Raw genomic sequence first — 18459 nt, 5'->3', positions numbered from 1 at the left:
TCAACCGGTTCTCAGACCGCCCGCGTTAGCATCCGCCCCGCCCGCGCCCGCACCTCGGGCTCTTCTTCGCCGCCTCGGAAGGCGCAGGCGCCGTTGACGAACACGCGCTCGATCCCCACGCTGGCGCTCTGCGGCCGGTCGTAGGTGGCGGTGTCGGCGATGGTGCGCGGATCGAACACCACCACGTCGGCCATCGCGCCCACGCGCAGCAGGCCGCGGTCGGCGATGCGCAGGTTGCGCGCGGTCATGCCGGTCATCTTGTGGACTGCCTGTTCGAGCGTGAACAGCTGGCGCTCGCGCCAGTAGCGCGCGAACACGCGCGGGAAGGCGCCCCACAGGCGCGGATGCGGATGGCGGTCGTGCGGCAGGCCGTCGCTGCCGATCATGGTGCGCGGATGGGCGATCACGCGCTCCACGTCCTCTTCCTTCATCTGGAAGTAGCAGGCGCCGCCGGGCTGCAGGCGGCGGCAGGCTTCCTTCTGGTCCACGCCCCATTCGCGCGCGACGTCGGCGAGCATGCGGCCCGTCACCTCGGGATGCGGATCGGACCAGGTCAGCAGGATGTCGATCACGCCGTCCACCAGATCCTCGCGCAACACGGTAGAGCCGGCGACGTAGGGGTAGGCGTCGAGCGCGATGTCCTGCCGCTTCGCGAGCGCGTCGACCAGCGGCAGGGTTTCGAGCGTGCGGCCCCAATTGGCGGGGCCGGCGCATTTGTGGTGCGAGATCACGAGCGGCGCGCCGGCGCTGAAGGCAGTGTCGCCGGCCTCGTGCATTGCCTCGATGATGGTTTCCATCTCGCTGCGCAGGTGCGTGGCATAGACGCCGCCGTGGCGCGCGACGATGCGCGCGAGCGCCGTCACCTCGTCGGCCGGCGCGGCGAAGGCTTGCTCGTAGAACAGGCCCGAGGAGAGGCCGTGGGCGCCGTCCAGCATGCAGGCCTCGAGCAGCTGGCCCATGCGCGCGCGCTCGTCCTCGGTGGCCGCGCGGTCGAGCGCGTCCATGGTCGCGAAGCGCAAAGTGGTGTGGCCGATCAGCGCCGCGACATTGAGCGCCGGCTGCGCCGCCTCGACCGCGGCGCGGTACTCGGCCATCGTGGCGTGGCGGAAGGAATCGATGCCCAGCAACGTGAGCGGCGGCTGGGCTTGCGGCGTGCGGTAGGGCGCGAGCGAGATGCCGCAGTTGCCGGTGACCACCGTCGTGATGCCTTGCGAGACCTTCGGCAGGCACAGCGGATCGCGCAGCACGATCGCGTCGTCGTGCGTGTGGACATCGATGAAGCCGGGGGCGATCACCTTGCCGCGGCAGTCGACGGTTTCGAGATCGGCCGCTGCGATGCCTTCGGGCAGGCGCTCGCGCAGGCCTTCGCCCAGCGCTGCGATACGGTCGCCGGCCAGCAGCACGTCGCCGGGCCAGCTCGGGCCGCCGGAGCCGTCGACCACGAGGCCGCCTTCGAGCAAGAAGATCGCTTGTTCAGCCATGCTTCACTCCTCCGCCATCCCAGCTCTGCAGCGGATGCGTGCTCGCATCGATGCCGTGGCGCTGGAAGGCTTCGCGCGCGCGCTGCAGGCGCTGCACCGCGGGTTCGCCGCGGCGCTGCGCGACCAGCACGGTCAGGATCTCGATCACCGTCAGGTGCGTGAGGTAGGCGTCGATGCCCACGTGCATCACCGCGTCGTCGGGCACCGAGAGGCCCAGCAGGAAATCGGCCTTCGCCGCGAGCGCCGTGCCGGGCCGCGTGAGTGCGACCACCTTGGCGCCCTGCCCGCGCGCGATGTCGACAGCATCGAGCAGCGAGGGCATGCCGCCCACGTGCGAGATCGCGATCACCACGCCACCCGGGCGCTGGGCCGCGCCGGCCACCTGCTGCAGGTGGTAGTCGGCCCAGGCGTTGGCCGAGAGGCCGAGGCGGAACAGCCGCGCCTGCAGGTCGTTGGCCATGAACCACGAGGTGGCGCCGGCGCCATAGAGATCGACGTGCGGCGCCGCCGCGATGGCGGCCACGGCGCCGTCGAGCACTTCCATGTCGAGCTGGTTGCGCACGCCCGAGACCGAGGCCGCGGCGCTGCGCGCGATCTTGCCGACCACCTCGTCGGCCGCGTCCTCGATGTTCACGCGCCGGTGCAGCGGCGAGCCGCCGAGCGCCAGTTCCTGCGCCAGCGCAAGCTTGAATTCGCGCAGGCCGGCGAAGCCGAGATCGCGGCAGGTGCGCATGATGGTGGGCACCGAGCTGCGCGAGCGCTCGGCCAGCGTCTCGAAGCTTTCCTCGAGCGCGCGGTCGGGGTCTTCGAGGATCAGGTCGAGGATGGCGCGCCGCGTGGCCGAGGCGCCGTCGCGGATCTCGGCCATCTTCTGAAGCAGGGAGGATGTCATCACGGGCGCCATCAGAAGTGCATGGCCACCGCATCGCTGATGCGGTAGTCCTCTTCGACCACCGGCATCCAGTGCCACTTGTCGAAGGTGGTGCAGGGGTGCGAGATGCCGAGGCCGACGCGCTCGCCGACCGCGGGCGCCTGCGGCTCCTCGGCATCGTCCCAGCGCAGGTAGGCATGCTGGTCGTTCAGCGCCGTGATCTTCCAGCCCGGCGGCACCGCGGCGGGCACCAGGCTGCCGCGCGCGGCGCGCGCGATCGGCACCGGCAGCGAAAGGTCGAAGGAGATGTCGCGCTTGCCGACCGCGAGGATCGCGAGCTTCGGTTCGGGGCGCGACTGCACCGTGGCCCACACCTCCATCGCAGGGCGCAGGCTCTCGCCGCAGTCGCAGCCCAACCGTTCGTCCACGGCACTCAGCATGCGCTGGTAGAAGCCGTGGTCGTGTGTCACGTAGCAGCCCGAGCGCAGCAGGCCGCGCACGCGGGCCTGGAGCGCCGGCTTCAGTCGGCCGGCCACCAGGTCGAAGATCGCGGAGCCGCCGGCCGAGACCAGCACTTCCTCGGTGTCGAACAGGCCGTTGACGTCGCAATGGCGGGCCACGGCCTCGACGCGGTCCATCAGCGTGTTCGCATAGGTCGTGTCGGGCCCGCTCTCGCCGGTGGCGCCCTGCCCTTCGTAGCATTCGATGCCGGCGAGCTTGACGGCGTCGCTCTCGTGCAGGCGGGTGGCGAGCGTGACCGCTTCCTCGTGCGTGCGGCAGCCGGTGCGCGCGCCGTCGACGCCGATTTCGAGCATCACCTCGAAAGGCAGGTGCTCCGGGTGGCGCTCTGTCCAGTCCTCGATCAGCGCAAGCTGCGCCGGCGAATCGACCAGAAACACGACGCGCAGGTCGATGTGCGCATGCAGCAGCAGCTGGATGCCGGCCAGGTCTTCGTCGTTCACCACCTGGTTGGCGATCAGCGTGCGCCGCGCGCCGGCGGCCACGCCGACGGCGAGCTGCGTCACCGTCGCGAAAGTGAGGCCCCAGGCGCCGGCGTCGAGCTGGCGCTTGAAGAGCTGCGGCGACATGGTGGTCTTGCCGTGCGGCGCGAGGTCGATGCCCCACTGGCGCACGCGCGCCTGCATCCACTGGAGGTTGTGTTCCAGCGCCTCGCGCTTGAGCACGGCCAGCGGCAGCGGCAGGTCGCCGGCCAGCACATGCCAGCCGGCCTTGCCGATCTCGCTGCGGCGCTTCGGCGGCTGGGTGCGCGGGTAGCCCTTGAAGCCGGTGTTGAGCAGCGGATCGATGAAGTCGTCGTGTTCGGTGGTCATAGGGAAATCAGCTCTTTGCGGATGCAGGCGGAAAAATGGCCCGGTGCGAGTTCGTCCAGCGGCGGCACGGTCTGGGCGCAGGCCTCGACGGCATGCGGACAGCGCGTGCGGAACACGCAGCCGGACGGCGGCGCGACCGGGCTCGGGATGTCGCCCTTCAGCGCGACGTGTTCGTTGGGCAGCAGCGGATCGGGCTTCGGGCTCGCGGCCAACAGGGCTCGCGTGTAGGGATGCTGCGGGCGCTCGAAGAGTTCGCTGGTGGTCGCCACTTCCATCACCTTGCCGAGGTAAAGCACGACCACGCGGTCGCACAGGTATTCCACCACGTCCAGGTCGTGCGAGATGAATAGCATCGTCAGCGACAGGCGTTCGCGCAGATCGGCCAGCAGGTTGATCACCTGCGACTGGATCGACACGTCCAGCGCCGACAGCGGCTCGTCGGCGACGATGAACTCGGGCTCGACGGCGAGCGCGCGCGCCACGCCGATGCGCTGCCGCTGGCCGCCCGAGAACTCGTGCGGAAAGCGGCTTGCATGCTCGGGGCGCAGGCCCACGGTTTCGAGCAGTTCGGCGATGCGCTTGTCGCGTGCAGCGGCGCCCTTGTGCAGCCCGTGCGTGGCCAGCGCCTCGCCGAGGATGGCGCTGATGCGCATCTTCGGGTTGAGGCTCGCGTACGGGTCCTGGAAGATGATCTGCAGCTTGCTGCGCAGCTTTCGCAGCGGCCCGGAAGAGAGCTTGCCGATGTCGTCGCCGCGGTAGAGCACCTCGCCCTCCGTTCGCTCGACCAGGCGCAGCAGCGTGCGGCCGATGGTGCTCTTGCCGGAGCCCGATTCGCCGACCAGGCCCAGCGTTTCGCCGGCGCGGATCGCGAAGGAAACGTCGTCGACCGCGCGCACCGGGCGCTCGCCGCTGCCGAAGTATTTCTTGAGGCCTCGGACCTCGATCAATGGAGCGTTCATGCAGCCCTCGCCAGGCTTTGCATCGCCGGCACGCGAATGCACCGTGCCTGGCGATCTTCATGGGTATCGATCAGCGGGGGCATCACCTGCCGGCAGGCCTCCACCGCATAGTCGCAGCGCGGCTCGAAGGCGCAGCCCGGCGGCGGCGCCAGCGGGCTCGACACCTGGCCGCGAATCGCGAATAGCCGCTTGGGCTTGGCCCCTCCGCGCAGGTGCGCCTTGCCGGGCAGACAGGCCAGCAGGCCCTGCGTGTAGGGATGCTCGGGCGTGGCGAACAGCGGCCGCACCGGTGCGCTCTCGACCACGCGACCCGCATACATCACGACCACGTCGTCGGCATGGTGCGCCACCACGCCGAGGTTGTGGGTGATGAACAGGATGCTCATGCCGGTCTCGGCCTGCAGCCGGCGCATCAGCTCGAGGATCTGCGCCTGGATCGTGACGTCGAGCGCGGTGGTGGGCTCGTCGGCGATCAAGAGCGTCGGGTCGCAAGCCATGGCCAGCGCGATCATCACGCGCTGGCGCATGCCGCCCGAGAGCTGGTGCGGGTATTCATGCAGGCGCCGCGCCGCGGCCGGGATCTCGACCAGCTCCAGCATGCGCAGCGCATGCGCGAGCGCGGCCTTGCGGTCCAGCCCCTTGTGCAGGCGCACGCTCTCGGCGATCTGCTCGCCGATGGTGAAGACCGGGTTCAGGCTGGTCATCGGCTCCTGGAAGATCATCGCGAGCTCGTTGCCGCGCAGGCGCCGCATGTCGCGGTCCCCGATCGTGAGCAGGTCGACCATGCGGCCGTCGCGCGTGGCGAAGGCGGTCTCGCCGCTCACCTGTGCGTTGGCGGTCTTGGGCAAGAGACGCATCAGCGTCAAGCTGGTGACCGACTTGCCCGAGCCCGACTCGCCGACCAGCGCGGTGGTCTTACCGGGCTGGATCGAGAAGCTCACCTCGGCCACCGAACGCACGAGACCGTCTTCGGTGGGGAAGGAGGTGCCGAGATTGCGTACCGCGAGACGTGGAGTTGCGTGCATCGTCATCACGTTGCCTTCTTGAGCTTGGGGTCCAGCAGGTCGCGCACGCCGTCGCCCAGCAACTGCAGCGAGAGCGCGGTGAAGATGATCGCCAACCCCGGAAACAGCACGACCCAGAAGGCCCGGTCCGCATACTGCTGGCTGCCCGCGACCATGGTGCCCCAGGTCGGGATCTCGGGCGGCACGCCGACGCCGAGGAAGGACAGGCCCGCCTCCGCCAGGATGGCGTAGGCGAAGATGAAGGACACCTGCACCAGGATCGGCGACATCAGGTTGGGCAGGATGTGGCGCCACAGGATGCGCGAGGTGCGCACGCCCAAGGCGCGCACGGCTTCGACGAAGAGCAGCTCGCGCACCACCAGCGTGGAGGCGCGCACCACGCGCGCGACGCGCGGCGTGTAGACCAGCACCAGCGCCAGCACCACGTTGCCCAGCGAGGCGCCGAGGATGGCGACCAGCGCGATCGCGAGCAGGATGTCGGGGAAGGACATCATCGCGTCGACCACGCGCATCAGCGGCGCATCGAGCCGGCGGAAGAAGCCGGCCACCAGGCCCAGGAGGGTGCCCGCGATCACCGAGCCCAGCGCCGTCAGCGCCGCGATCGCGAGCGAATAGCGCGCGCCGTGGACGATGCGCGAGTACATGTCGCGCCCCAGCTCGTCGGTACCCATCAGGTGCGCGGCGCTCGGCGGCTTGAGGCGGTCGAGCACGGCCGTGTCGTTGGGGTCGACCGAGGCGAACCATGGCGCGCCGAGCGCGAGCACCGCGATCACCAGCAGCACCAGGGCCGAGACCATCACGATGCGGCGGTGCATCAGCTGGCGGAGCATTCGAGGCATTTGCATGATTCAGATCTTCACGCGCGGGTCGACCACGGCGTACAACAAGTCGATCGAGAAGTTGATGAGCACGTAGATCGCAGCGATCACGAGCAAGGCTCCCTGGATCACCGGATAGTCGCGCCGCAGCACCGCGTTCACCACCAGGTTGCCGACGCCGGGCAGGCCGAACACCGTCTCGGTGACGACGGCGCCGCCGATCATCAGCGCGATGGTGAGCCCCAGCACGGTGACGATCGGCACCAGCGCGTTGCGCAGCGCATGCTTGAGCACCACCGTGCTTTCCGCCAGGCCCTTGGAACGCGCCGTGCGCACATAGTCCTCGCCCAGCACGTCGAGCATCGAGGCGCGCGTGAAGCGGATGATCAACGCCGAGTTCAAGAGCCCCAGCACCGCGGCCGGCAGGATCAGCGCATGCAGGCGCTCGGCCAGCGGCGCGTCGGGCGCGCCGTAGCCCGAAACCGGGAACCAGCCGAGCGAGACCGCGAAGAGCTGGATCAGCACGATGCCGAGCCAGAAGCTCGGGATGCTGGCGCCGAGCATCGCGATGCCGGTGAACACCTGGTCGACCACGCGCCCGCGGAACACCGCCGAGACGATGCCGCAGGGCAGCCCGATCAGCGCCGCGATCGCCACCGCCATCAGCGCCAGCAGCGTGGTCGGCTCCGCGCGCTCCATGAGCGCCTGCGTGACCGGCCGCTGCAGAAAGATCGACTGGCCCAGGTTGCCCTGCAGCACTTCGCGCAGCCAGTAGCCGAACTGCACCGGCAGCGGCTTGTCGAGGCCGTATTCCTTCTGCACGCGCGCGATGTCGGCGGCGGTGGCCTGGTCACCGAGCAGCACCGAGACCGGATCGCCCGAGGCGGCGCGCGTGAGGATGAAGACCAGCACCGCCACGATGGCGAGCACGACCAGCATGCCCGCGAGGCGGGACGAGAGATAGCGGACCATTCAGTTCTCCGACCGTTCGCCCTGAGCTTGTCGAAGGGCTTGCACGTGCGACGACGGCTTCGACAAGCTCAGCCCGAACGGGGTGGGGTTACTTGATGCGCGTATTCCAGAAATACGGCCAGGTGGCCGGCTGGTAGTTGTCCAGCGCCGGGCTCTTGGCCGACAGCCCGTTGAACTTGCCGACGTTCACGTAAGGCACCTCGTCGTAGACCACCTGCTGCACCTTGCCCCACAGCGCGCCGCGCTTGGCGGGATCGCTCTCGACATTGAAGGCGGACAGCGCGGCCTTCTTGGCTGGCGAATCCCACCAGCCCGGCGCGCCGTCGCCGAGCTGCGGCGGCGAGAGCATCGGCTCGGGGAACTGGCCCGAATGCGTGACGTAGACGTCCCACAGCTTCGGGTCGTTGCGGCGCTGCACCAGAGTGGCCCAGTCGACCACGTTGAGATCGACCTTGAAGCCGGCGCGCTTGAGCTGCTCGGCCATCAAGAGCGCCATGTTGTAGTGGAAGTCGTACTGGCGGCTGGTCAGCACGCGGATCGGCTCGCCCTTGTAGCCGGCCTTGGCAGCGGCCTCCTTCGCCTTGGGCGCATTGCGCTGGTTGTAGAGATCGATGCCGCCCGTGGCATAGAAGGGCGAGCCCTTGGGGAAGTGATTGCCTTCGGCGACGAAGAAGCGCGTGTCGCCGAAGCCGGCCGCGAGCATCTCGCCCTCGCCGAGCGCGACCTGGATCGCCTGGCGCAGCGGCTGGCTGGCGGCCACGCCTTCCTTGGTGTTGAAGACGAGGTAGGGGAAGCCGAAGGACGGCGTCATGATCGGCAGCGTCTTGCCGCTGGCCTTCTCGAGGCGCGCCAGGGCTTCCACCGGCAGCAGGTCGGCAAAGTCGTACTGGCCGGCCAGCGCGCCTTCGACGCGCGTGTTGGCATTGGGCACCGGCACGAAGCGAAGTTCCTCGATCGCCGCCTCGCGCTTGCCGCCGTAGCCACTCGCGGGCTCCTTGCGAGCGCTGTACTTGTCGAAGCGCGTGAGCAGCACGTACTGGTCGGGCCGGCGCTCCTTGAACTTGTAGGGACCGGTGCCGACAAAATCCTTCAGCGGCTGCGCGATCGAGTCCTTGGCCATGATCGCGGCCATGCCGCTGGGCAGCGCCAGCTGGGCGAGCAGCGGCGCGTAGGGCGCCTTGAGCACCAGCTCGACGCCCAGCGGGCCCTTGGCCTTGAGGCTCTCGAGCTCCTTGCCCACCGCCTTGCCGCGCGGTGACTGCTCGATCCAGCGCTGCAGGCTCGCGACCACATCGTCGGCGTTCAGTTCGCGGCCGTTGTGCAGCATTACGCCCTTGCGCAGGGTGATGGCGTAGGCCTTGCCGTCGGCCGAGATCTTCGGCATCGATTCGGCCAGCATCGGCACCACGTTCCACTTCGCATCGAAGGTGTAGAGCGGCTCGTAGACGTGCTGCATGATCGTGCCGACCAGGTCGGCGGTGGAGGCCATCGGGTCCAGCGTCTGCGGCTCGGCCACCATGGCAAGGGTCGCGAAATTGCGCGGTCCCTGGGCCTGGGCCGGCGCCACGGCGAACAGCAAACTGACGAGGAACGCGCCGAGCAGGCTGCGCTTCGAGAGGCCGGGGGTCTGCATGTGAAACTCCTTCGTGGGTCGGATGATGTGAAAAATATTTTCTCTTCGGCCGGACTTTGAAGCATCAAACATGCCAAATCACGGGTGTAAACCCTATGTTTCAGGATTTTTACTGAAATAGAATTTCAATCCACACTCAACCCAGGAGCTTTTCATGCCGCTCGAATACCTCGGTGCATCCCCCAAGGCCTCGGACAACCAGGTCCGCCCCTTCTCCCCGGCCGTGCGCGCGGGCGACTTCATCTATGTGTCGGGACAGGTGCCCGCCGATGCGAACGGCGAGATCGTGGTCGGCGGCATCGAGGCTCAGACCCGGCAGGTCATGGAGAACATCAAGTCGGTGCTCGCGCTGGCCGGCGCGACGCTCGACGACGTCTGCAAGACCACCGTGTGGCTGCAGGACGCGCGCGATTTCGGTGCCTTCAATCGCGTCTACATGGGCTATTTCGGTGCCGGCCGGCCCGCGCGCTCGACCACCGAGGCGCGCCTGATGGTCGACGCCAAGGTCGAGATCGACGTGGTGGCCTACAAGCCGAAGTAAGCCGGCAGCTGCGCGCCTAGGGGCGCAGCTCGCTCTTGCGCTGGATGATGCGCGACACCAGCCCGTAGTCGATCGCCTCCTCCGCCGACAGCCATCGGTCGCGCTCGATGTCGGCGAGCACGGCGTCCAGCGGCTTGCCGGTCTCGCGCGCAATCGCCTGGGCGACGCGCGTGCGAGCTCGCAGGATCTCGCGTGCGTGGATGGCAATGTCGCTGGCCGGCCCGCCCGCGCCGCCGCTCGGCTGGTGAATGAGGAAGCGCGTATTGGGCAGGCAGAAACGCCGCTCGCGCGGCACCGCCAGGTAGAGGTGCGTGGCGGCGCTGCCGACCCAGCCGGTGCCGATCATGTTCACCGGCGCGCTGATGAAGCGCACGAGGTCGTGGATGGTATCGCCCGACTCCAGGTGCCCACCCGGCGAGCTGACCAGGATGTCGATGGGTTCCTGGCTGTCGGCGTCGAGGGCGATGAGCCGGCGCGCTACGTCGGCGGCCGACTGGTCCGTGATGGCGCCGAAGATCAGTAGCGTGCGCGATTTGAAGGCCTTCTCTTCCAGGTACGAGCTGCGCTGCTCGAGCGTGGTGGAAGGCGGGAGGTCCGGGGTTTCCATGGGGCTCCTTGCGCTGTCGAACGAAGCCCCAGTGTGGTGACCGCGCCCGGCTTTGGCAAGCGGCCGCAGCTCAGCCTGCGAGACGGCCCGCGGTGAGTCGCAGCACCCGGTCGCAGCGCTTGGCCAGACTCTCGTCGTGCGTGACCACGACGAAGGCCGTGCGGCGCTCGTGCGCGAGCTGCAGCATCAGCGCGAACACGCTGTCGGCCGTGTTGCGGTCGAGGTTGCCGGTGGGCTCGTCGGCCAGCACGCAGTCGGGCTGGGTCACGAGCGCGCGCGCAATGGCAACACGCTGTCGCTCGCCGCCCGAAAGCTCGGCCGGCCGGTGGTGGGTGCGTTCGGCCAGTCCCACGGCGGCCAGCATCAGGTTCGCGGCCCGTGCCGCGGCCTGCGGCTCGGTACGGCGGATCTTCAGCGGCATCGCGACGTTGTCGAGCGCGCTGAACTCCGGCAGCAGGTGGTGGAACTGGTAGACGAAACCCAGGTGCGCATTGCGCAGCCGGCCCTGCTCGGCCGCATCGACATGCGCGATGTTCTTGCCGTGCAATTCCACGCTGCCGGCCGTGGGCGCATCGAGCCCGCCCATCAGGTGCAGCAGCGTGCTCTTGCCCGAACCCGAGGCGCCGACGATGGCGAGCGTCTCGCCAGCGCGCACGTCGAGGTCGACGCCGTGCAGCACGGTGAGATCGATGCGGCCTTCGTGGAAGCGCTTGGTGAGGCCTCTGATTTGCAGGACGACCCCATCGGCGCCGGGCCGCCCCAAGCCGATGGCAGCCCCCTCGGGGGGCAGCGAAGACACGTCAGTGCCGAGCGTGGGGGCCCGCTTATTCATAGCGCAAGGCCTCCGCAGGGTTGACGCGGCTGGCGCGCCAGCTCGGGTAGAGCGTGGCCACGAAGGACAGCGCAAGCGAGATCAGCGCGATCGGCATGATGTCGCCGCGCTGCGGATCGCTCGGCATCTTGCTGATGAGGTAGATGTCCTGCGGCAGGAAGCGCGCGTTGAAGAGCCGCTCCAGCGCCGGCACGATGACGTCGATGTTGTAGGCGATGCCCAGGCCCAGCAGCAGCCCGCCGAGCGTGCCGATCACGCCCACCATCGCGCCCTGCACGACGAAGATGCCCATGATGCTGCGCGGGCTCGAGCCCAGCGTGCGCAGGATCGCGATGTCGGCACGCTTGTCGGTCACCGTCATCACCAAGGTCGAGACCAGGTTGAAGGCCGCGACCGCGACGATCAGCGTGAGGATGATGAACATCATGCGTTTCTCGACCTGCACGGCCGCGAACCAGGTCTTGTTCTGGCGCGTCCAGTCGCGGATCAGGAATTCGCCGGGCAGCGTGACGGCCAGCTGATCGGCCACCTCGCGCGCCTGGTGCAGGTCCTTGAGCTTGAGGCGCAGGCCGCTCGGCCCTTCGAGCCGGAACACGCGGGCCGCGTCCTGCTCGTGGATCATCGCGAGCGCCGAGTCGTATTCGTAGTGGCCCGAATCGAAGGTGCCGACCACGGTGAACTGCTTCAGGCGCGGCACCACGCCGGCCGGCGTGACCTGGCCGCCGGGCGCGATCAGCGTGACCTGGTCGCCCACGCGCACGAAGAGCGAGCGCGCCAGCTCGACGCCGAGCACGATGCCGAATTCGCCCGGCACCAGCTTCGCCAGTGCACCGTGTTGCGCGGTGGTGGAGATGTCGGTCACCTGCGGCTCCAGCGAAGGCTCGATGCCGCGCACCAGCGTGCCTTTCATGTCCTCGCCGCGCGCGATCAGCGCCTGCGCGGCGATGAAAGGCGCGACGCCGACGACGTTGGGGTTCTTGCGTGCCGCCGCGGCGATCGCATCGATGTCGGCCAGTGCCTGGCCGTCGCGCGAAAAGATCTCGATGTGCGAGATCACGCCGAGCATGCGGTCGGTCACTTCCTTCTGGAAGCCGTTCATCACGGAGAGCACGATGATCAACGCCGCCACGCCCAGCGCGATGCCGAACATCGAGACGCCGGAGATGAAGGAGATGAAGCCGTTGCGCCGCGTCGCCCGGCCCGCGCGCGTGTAGCGCCAGCCGAGCTGCAGTTCGTAGGGGAGTCGCATCAGGTATCTCGCCGGGCCGCCCCAAGAGAGACCTGCGCCCCCTCGGGGGGCAGCGATGACACGGCGTGCAGAGCGTGGGGGTCGTTCATCGCTCGGATTGTGGCATCCCGGACAATAGGCCCATGCCTCCATCGCCTACTTCGCGCCATTTGCTGATTCCCTTTGCCGGCCGCAGCTCGCCGGCCTGCCGCGAAGCACTGACGGGCCTGCGTCTGCCGAAGCTGGAATCGCTGCTCTCGCGCTTGGCGCTGGTGCACGAAGACACGCAGGACGACAGCACGCTCTCGCCACCCCACGAACGTGCGCTGGCCGCGGCGCTCGGCATCGAAGCCGCCGATGGGCAGATCCCGTGGGCGGCGCTGGAAGCGAAACAGGCCGGGCTCTCGCCTACCAGTGACGGCGACAGCTGGGGCATCGCAACCCTGTGTCACTGGCAGGTGGGCATCGACGACGTGGTGCTGGGTGATCCAGCCGCGATCCGGATCGACGCGGCCGAATCCGACGCCCTGCTCGCGGCCGCGCGCCCCTTCTTCGAGGAAGACGGCATCGCGCTGCACGCCACGCCCACGCCGGGCCGCTGGCTTGCGCAAGGCCAGGTGTTCGACGGCCTGGCCACCGCCTCGATCGACCGCGCGATCGGCTACCCCATTTCGCAGTGGTCACCGCTCGCCGACGGTGCCCGGTCGCTGCGCCGGCTGCAGAACGAGATGCAGATGCTGCTCTACACCGAGCGCGTGAACGACGAGCGCACTGCGCGCGGCGTGCCGCCGATCAATTCCTTCTGGCTCAGCGGCACCGGCCGCCTCCCCCCTTCCTTCGGCGACGCGCGGCCCACTGTCGCCGACGCGCTGCGTGCTCCCGCGTTGCGCGACGATGCCGCCGCCTGGACCGCGGCCTGGGGCGAGGTGGACGCCGGCCCGGTGGCCGAGCTGCTGGCCGTGTACACCGAAGGCGCCGACGTGGCGATCACGCTGTGCGGCGACCGCGGCGCGCGGCGCTTCGGCGTGCAGCAGCGCGGCCTGGCGCGCTGGGCCAAGTCCTTGTTCCAGCGAGAGAGCGCACCGGCCGTGCTGGAAGCGCTGTGATGAAGATCGTCGCCCGAGACATCCCCCCGCGCAGCGCCTGGGCGCTCGAACAGGCCGGCGTGCATCCCTTGCTGGCACGGCTCTATGCCGCGCGCGGCGTGCAGGGCAAGGACGAGCTCGACGACGGCCTCGTGCGCCTGCTCGCACCCGCCACCCTGCGCGGCGCGCGCGAGGCCGCGGTGCTCCTGGCCGATGCGATCCGCGACGACAAGCGCCTGTGCATCGTGGCCGACTACGACTGCGACGGCGCCACGGCCTGCGCGGTGGCCGTGCGTGGCCTGCGCCTGCTCGGCGCGAAGCAGGTGAGCTACCTGGTGCCCGACCGCGTGATCGACGGCTACGGCCTCACGCCGCCGATCGCCGAGCGCGTGGCCGCGAGCGGCGCCGACGTGCTGATCACAGTCGACAACGGCATCGCGAGCGTCGAGGGCGTGGCCGCCGCCAAGGCGCGCGGGCTCGCGGTGCTGGTGACCGACCACCACCTGCCCGGCCCGGCGCTGCCCGCGGCCGACGTGCTGGTGAATCCCAACCAGCCCGGCTGCGAGTTCGAAAGCAAGAGCATCGCGGGCGTCGGCGTGATGTTCTATGTGCTGCTGGCCTTGCGCTCCGAGCTGCGTGCGCGCGGCGTGTTCGATGTCGCGACGCAACCCAAGCTCGATGCGCTTTTGCCGCTGGTTGCGCTCGGCACCGTGGCCGACGTGGTCAGGCTCGACGCCAACAACCGCCGCCTGGTCGCGCAAGGCCTGCGCCGCATCCGCGCTGGTTCCATGCCGGCAGGAATTGCCGCGCTCTTCAAGGCCGCCGGCCGCAATGCGCAGGCGGCCACCACCTTCGACTTCGGCTTCGCACTCGGGCCGCGCATCAACGCGGCCGGACGCCTGGCCGACATGACGCTGGGCATCGAGTGCCTGCTGACCGAGGACGCGGCGCGCGCCGACGAACTGGCGCGCATGCTCGACGGCATCAACCGCGAGCGACGCGACATCGAGGGCGGCATGCGCGAGCAGGCGCTGATGCTGGCCGAGACGCTGTTCGACGACAGCCAGGCCCCGCCCGCCGCCATCAGCGTGTTCGGCGCGGACTTTCATGAAGGCGTGGTCGGCATCGTCGCCTCGCGGCTCAAGGACCGCTTCCACCGGCCCGCCTTCGTCTTCGCGGCCAGCGCCGCCGACGGCAAGTCGCACGAGCTCAAGGGTTCGGGTCGTTCGATCCCGGGCTTCCATCTGCGCGATGCGCTGGACCTGGTGGCCAAGCGCCATCCGGGCGTGCTGCTACGCTTCGGCGGCCATGCGATGGCGGCGGGCTGCACCGTGGCCGAGGCACATTTCGAGACCTTCGAGCGCGCGCTGGCGCAGGTGGCGATGGAATGGCTCGATGCCGCAGCGCTGACGCGGCGGCTCGACACCGACGGGCCGCTAGCGCCCGAATACCTGCGCGTCGATCTGGTCGACACCTTGCACCGCGAAGTGTGGGGACAAGGCTTTGCGCCGCCGACCTTCAGCGAAGAAGTGGAAGTCATCTCGCAGCGGCTGGTGGGCGAGAAGCATCTGGCGCTGAAACTCAAGCACCAGGGCAAGCCGGTGGACGGCATCTGGTTCGGCCACACCGAACCGCTGCCGCCGCGCGTGGTGATTGCGTTCCGGCTCGATGCCGACGAGTGGCAGGGCGTGCGGCGGGTGCGCTTCCTGGTGGAAGGCGCCGAGGGCTGAAGATGCAAGCCGAGCGACCCGATGCGCCGCCGGCGCCCATCCGGCCCGCCGCCACCGTGCTCATCTGCCGCGACAGCGCGGCCGGGCCCGAAGTCCTCATGATCCAGCGCCATGCGCTGTCGGACGTGCATGGCGGTTCCTACGTCTTTCCCGGCGGCAAGGTGGATCCGGCGGATGCCCGGCTCGACATCGACGCGCACCTTGATCAGCCGCCAGAGCGCCTGCACGCGTTGCTGTGTGAGGAGGACATCGACACCGCGACCGCCACAGCGATCCATGTGGCGGCGGTGCGCGAAATCTTCGAGGAATGCGGCCTGCTGTTCGCGCGAGGACTCGACGCCGAAACCTTGCGGCAGGCGTCCGCGCTGGCGGCGGACGGCGTTTCGTTCAACGGCATGCTCGGCCGGCTCGGCCTGCGGCTGGACACGCGCACGCTGCGGCCGTGGTCGCGCTGGGTCACGCCACTGCTGTCGCTGTCGTCGCCCGGCAAGCGCTTCGACACACGCTTCTTCATCGCCAAGGCGCCGGCCGGGCAAGAGGCGCAACATGACGCGCACGAAGCGGTGCACAGCGCCTGGCTGCGGCCGCGCGCCGCACTCGAAAGCTACTGGCGCGGCGAGATCGTGCTGGCCGCGCCGCAGATCATGAGCCTCGCGCACCTGGGCCGCTTCAACAGCGTCGATGCGATGCTGGCCGACGCCGACAGCCGCCCGCCCTGCCTCGTGCGGCCGCACACCTTCGAGATCGAGGGCATGCGCGCCACCGCCTACCCCGGCGACGAACGCCATCCGGAGCGCATTCGCGTCATGCCCGGGCCGCTGCGCCTGGTGATGCGCGGCAAGCGGCTCGAGCCGCCCGACGGCTTCGAGGGACTCTGGCGTTGAGAATCGGGCGATGGAAATTCTCACCCTGACGGCCCTGATCCTCTTCGGTGCCTACCTGATCAAGTCCCGCGAACAGAAACGGCGCGTCGCCCTCCTGGCCAGCCATCTCGGCAACTACCAGATCGAACATCTGATGGAGCAGCTCACCGATGGCTACCTGCGCTGCCTCGGCGAGGACGACCCGGCGCGCCGCGATCAGATCTGGAGCCTGCTGGCCACCAGCGAGCAGACGCTTGCCGGCCAGTTCACGCGCTTCGCCGCAGAGTTCTCGAAGGTCGGCGCGGCCGACGCGCGCGTGAGCAAGTTCCCGATCGCCCTGCCCTTCGCGCAGACGCTGTTTCCCGGCAGCAGCTTCGACATGCGCGAGGCGCTGGCGATCCACGCGCGGGGCATCGCCGATGCGGTAGCGAACAGCGCTCAGCGCACGCCCAAGAGCAAGGCCTTCACCCTGTCGGCCGAGCTCTTCCTCATGCAGCACACCTGCCACTGGTTCTGCAGGTCGAAGGCGGTCGCCTCGGCACGACTGCTGGCGCGCCACAAGACCTCCTACGCGCAGGTGCTCGATGCGGTGGCGCCGGCGACGCGGCGCGCCTACGGTGCCTTGGTAGGCGGTTGACGCCGCGGCGCTCGCGGCCGACTGGCGCCGGCAAGCTCTAGCACCATGGTCAGCTGCCCCGCGATCGACGGGTGGTGCTGCGCCAGCAGACGCGTGCCTTCGGCAATGCGGCTGCGCCATCCTTTGCCGCGGCCCATGATGTCCTCGGCTGCCTCGTCGAGCGCATACGGGGAGCGCTCGAGTGCATGCGAAACAATGGCGGCGACCTGCCCCGCATCCTTCTGGATCTTGGTGCGGAACGCCTCTTCGCGCTCGGCCATGACGACCAGCTTGTGCAGCGCGTAGCGCACCGGCGACGGTATGTTCACCATCAGCGCGTGTTCCCCCGAGATCACGGCTGTCTGGGCGATCTTCTCCAGGGAGAATTCCATGAACTTCAGAGGCTGGAGATTCACCTTGAGCGGCTCGTGCCGGTAAACCGCATCGCTCCTACCGGCGGTCGTCAGCAGATCGATCCGCATTTCGCCACCCTTGGAATTCAGGTAGGTGGCGCCAGCCCCGCTCGCGATCGACTTCACCGGAAGCAAGCCCATCTGAAGCGAAGTGATCGCGTCGTGCACGTCGGACTCGGTGTTCGTCGGCAAGGCAAGCGACACATTCTTGCCCGCGTGCGCGAAGTCGATGTCGTTCGTCTTCCAGCCCCCCGTCCACCGCACGCCGAGCATGTTCCCCATCGCGATGAACGCATGTGTGCCGATCAGCACGCCGCCGGCATTGAAAAAGCCATGCTCCGAGAGCCTGTTGATCACCTTGAAGTGCTGGGGCGTCACGTTCAGGCAGCCAAGCGAAGTGCATGCGCTGGCGAGCCTGGCCAGGCCATCGTGGCCATGCGACTTGCCTTCGGAGCGCAGCCCGATGAGCTCACGCAGGCGCTCATCGTCGGGCCCGAGATAGACCTGGTGGTTCCTGCCGGCCAGATCGCGGAACTGCCAATACCAATAGATGACGCCCTTGACCTCCTTCTTGTTGAAGGAACCGCTCAGATCTGCGATCGAGCGATCGAGCATGCGCGCCTGCGCCTGCTCGACCAGTTCGGCGAAGTTGGTCTGCGCCGAGAGCGACAGATCCTCGAAGAGCGAGGGTTCGGAGACAGTGGCCACGGTTATACTGCGGAGTCCTTCCTGCGCAGTATAGCCACGCTTCAGCGTCCGAACTCGTGATTCAGGCCGATCGCCACGCCGCGCACGCCCCCGGGCCCGGTGCGCGCCGCGCTCACGTCGATGCTGATCAGGGGCGTCAGGCTGAAGCGCGCGCCGACGCGCGAAGTCCAGAGCCCGAATGCACGGTTGCGCTCGGCGATCAGGGACACGGTGTCGTTCAGCGCCCATTCGCCGGCCAGTCCGCCGCGGCCGCTGCGCGCGCCGGTGCCGGGGGCCCAGTCGGCACCCAGGTTGGCGTGGACCTGCAGGCTGTCGGTCGCGCGCCAGGTCACGGGAACGACGAACTGGCCGCCGGTGCGGCCGCCGTGGCGCGGCAGCTCGAAGGTTGCGCCCATCGAGACGGCCGCGCTCCACGGCGCATCGGGCGCCTGCCCGAGAAAGGTCCACTTGAGCTGCGGGCCCACCGTGTGCAGGCGATCCCCGGCCACCGCGATGCGATCGATGTTGAGACCCAGCTCGACCGGGCCGACGCGGCAGGCCGGCCCGAGGTGCCAGAGCGTGGTCTGCTGGCTGCGGGTGCGCGTACCCCACAACTCGTACTGGCACTGGCCCCGATCGAGCGTGCCCGCATCGTCGACGTCGAAATGGCCGCCGGCCTGCGCGGAGGCTGCAGCGAACCACAGCGGGGCCATCAGATAGCGTCGAATCATGGCCGCGCATTCTAGGAGCGGCCGGCGTCAATTCAT

18 protein-coding genes are annotated in these 18459 nt (G+C 68.9%); 5 read left to right on the top strand and 13 right to left on the bottom strand.

The genetic code is table 11. From position 1 onward, the window contains the following. Positions 1–11: 11 nt before the first annotated feature. From ACSQ86_RS06365 to ACSQ86_RS06330, 8 genes are all read right to left on the bottom strand, one after another. Positions 12–1481: an N-acyl-D-amino-acid deacylase family protein gene (locus ACSQ86_RS06365; RefSeq protein WP_436303034.1), complete on the bottom strand. Its 1470-nt coding sequence runs from the start codon at positions 1479–1481 to the stop codon at positions 12–14. Continuing rightward, positions 1474–2373: a MurR/RpiR family transcriptional regulator gene (locus tag ACSQ86_RS06360; RefSeq protein WP_093109083.1), complete on the bottom strand. Its 900-nt coding sequence runs from the start codon at positions 2371–2373 to the stop codon at positions 1474–1476. Before ACSQ86_RS06360 ends, ACSQ86_RS06365 begins: the two co-directional genes overlap by 8 nt. 11 nt (positions 2374–2384) lie before the next feature. Next, on the bottom strand, positions 2385–3683 hold the full coding sequence (locus ACSQ86_RS06355) for an amino acid deaminase (RefSeq protein WP_436308627.1): 1299 nt from the start codon (positions 3681–3683) through the stop codon (positions 2385–2387). Beyond that, positions 3680–4642 carry an ABC transporter ATP-binding protein gene (locus ACSQ86_RS06350; RefSeq protein ID WP_436303032.1) on the bottom strand — a complete coding sequence of 321 codons (963 nt, stop codon included), beginning with the start codon at positions 4640–4642 and terminating at the stop codon, positions 3680–3682. The genes ACSQ86_RS06355 and ACSQ86_RS06350 overlap by 4 nt, the downstream gene beginning before the upstream one ends. Further along, entirely contained in the window at positions 4639–5673 is a 1035-nt protein-coding gene (locus ACSQ86_RS06345; protein WP_436308626.1) for an ABC transporter ATP-binding protein, read from the bottom strand. Before ACSQ86_RS06345 ends, ACSQ86_RS06350 begins: the two co-directional genes overlap by 4 nt. Beyond that, positions 5673–6512: an ABC transporter permease gene (locus tag ACSQ86_RS06340; RefSeq protein ID WP_436303030.1), complete on the bottom strand. Its 840-nt coding sequence runs from the start codon at positions 6510–6512 to the stop codon at positions 5673–5675. The genes ACSQ86_RS06345 and ACSQ86_RS06340 overlap by 1 nt, the downstream gene beginning before the upstream one ends. Before the next feature lie 3 nt (positions 6513–6515). Beyond that, entirely contained in the window at positions 6516–7457 is a 942-nt protein-coding gene (locus tag ACSQ86_RS06335) for an ABC transporter permease (protein ID WP_093108981.1), read from the bottom strand. 88 nt (positions 7458–7545) lie between these two features. After that, positions 7546–9090 carry an ABC transporter substrate-binding protein gene (locus tag ACSQ86_RS06330; protein ID WP_436303029.1) on the bottom strand — a complete coding sequence of 515 codons (1545 nt, stop codon included), beginning with the start codon at positions 9088–9090 and terminating at the stop codon, positions 7546–7548. Between the two features lie 154 nt (positions 9091–9244). Between ACSQ86_RS06330 and ACSQ86_RS06325 the strand changes: the two genes are divergently transcribed. Further along, positions 9245–9631 carry a RidA family protein gene (locus ACSQ86_RS06325; protein WP_093108983.1) on the top strand — a complete coding sequence of 129 codons (387 nt, stop codon included), beginning with the start codon at positions 9245–9247 and terminating at the stop codon, positions 9629–9631. A gap of 16 nt (positions 9632–9647) precedes the next feature. Here the strand turns inward: ACSQ86_RS06325 and ACSQ86_RS06320 are convergent, their stop codons facing one another. From ACSQ86_RS06320 to ACSQ86_RS06310, 3 genes are all read right to left on the bottom strand, one after another. Next, complete coding sequence (locus tag ACSQ86_RS06320; protein ID WP_436303028.1) at positions 9648–10238, bottom strand: ATP-dependent Clp protease proteolytic subunit; 591 nt, start codon at positions 10236–10238, stop codon at positions 9648–9650. Between the two features lie 70 nt (positions 10239–10308). Beyond that, positions 10309–11070, bottom strand: a complete 762-nt coding sequence (lolD, locus tag ACSQ86_RS06315) for a lipoprotein-releasing ABC transporter ATP-binding protein LolD (RefSeq protein WP_436303027.1) — start codon at positions 11068–11070, stop codon at positions 10309–10311. Beyond that, on the bottom strand, positions 11063–12319 hold the full coding sequence (locus tag ACSQ86_RS06310; protein WP_093108986.1) for a lipoprotein-releasing ABC transporter permease subunit: 1257 nt from the start codon (positions 12317–12319) through the stop codon (positions 11063–11065). Before ACSQ86_RS06310 ends, lolD begins: the two co-directional genes overlap by 8 nt. Positions 12320–12441: 122 nt before the next feature. On the opposite strand from ACSQ86_RS06310, the gene ACSQ86_RS06305 reads away from it, so the two are divergent. From ACSQ86_RS06305 to ACSQ86_RS06290, 4 genes are read left to right on the top strand one after another with little or no spacing between them, the layout of a single operon-like run. Continuing rightward, positions 12442–13404 (top strand): hypothetical protein, encoded by a 963-nt coding sequence (locus ACSQ86_RS06305; RefSeq protein WP_436303026.1) that lies wholly within the window; start codon positions 12442–12444, stop codon positions 13402–13404. Continuing rightward, the gene (gene recJ / locus ACSQ86_RS06300) at positions 13404–15113 is read left to right on the top strand and encodes a single-stranded-DNA-specific exonuclease RecJ (protein WP_436303025.1); all 1710 of its coding nucleotides are present in this window, start codon (positions 13404–13406) and stop codon (positions 15111–15113) included. Before ACSQ86_RS06305 ends, recJ begins: the two co-directional genes overlap by 1 nt. Before the next feature lie 2 nt (positions 15114–15115). Further along, positions 15116–15997 carry an NUDIX hydrolase gene (locus ACSQ86_RS06295; protein WP_436308625.1) on the top strand — a complete coding sequence of 294 codons (882 nt, stop codon included), beginning with the start codon at positions 15116–15118 and terminating at the stop codon, positions 15995–15997. Between the two features lie 10 nt (positions 15998–16007). Continuing rightward, positions 16008–16613 (top strand): hypothetical protein, encoded by a 606-nt coding sequence (locus ACSQ86_RS06290; protein ID WP_436303023.1) that lies wholly within the window; start codon positions 16008–16010, stop codon positions 16611–16613. Here the strand turns inward: ACSQ86_RS06290 and ACSQ86_RS06285 are convergent. Together ACSQ86_RS06285 and ACSQ86_RS06280 are read right to left on the bottom strand one after the other, a co-directional pair. Further along, positions 16589–17620 (bottom strand): GSU2403 family nucleotidyltransferase fold protein, encoded by a 1032-nt coding sequence (locus ACSQ86_RS06285; RefSeq protein WP_436303022.1) that lies wholly within the window; start codon positions 17618–17620, stop codon positions 16589–16591. The two genes, ACSQ86_RS06290 and ACSQ86_RS06285, sit on opposite strands and share 25 nt — an antisense overlap. A 134-nt stretch (positions 17621–17754) precedes the next feature. Next, positions 17755–18423, bottom strand: coding sequence for a hypothetical protein (locus ACSQ86_RS06280; protein ID WP_436308624.1), 669 nt, complete (start codon positions 18421–18423; stop codon positions 17755–17757). Positions 18424–18459 lie beyond the last annotated feature (36 nt).

This window comes from Variovorax sp. LjRoot130 (assembly GCF_964253755.1).
GTDB lineage: Bacteria > Pseudomonadota > Gammaproteobacteria > Burkholderiales > Burkholderiaceae_C > Variovorax.
Note: the sequence above shows the minus strand (reverse complement) of the source record. Positions and strands in the feature narration are given on the sequence as shown.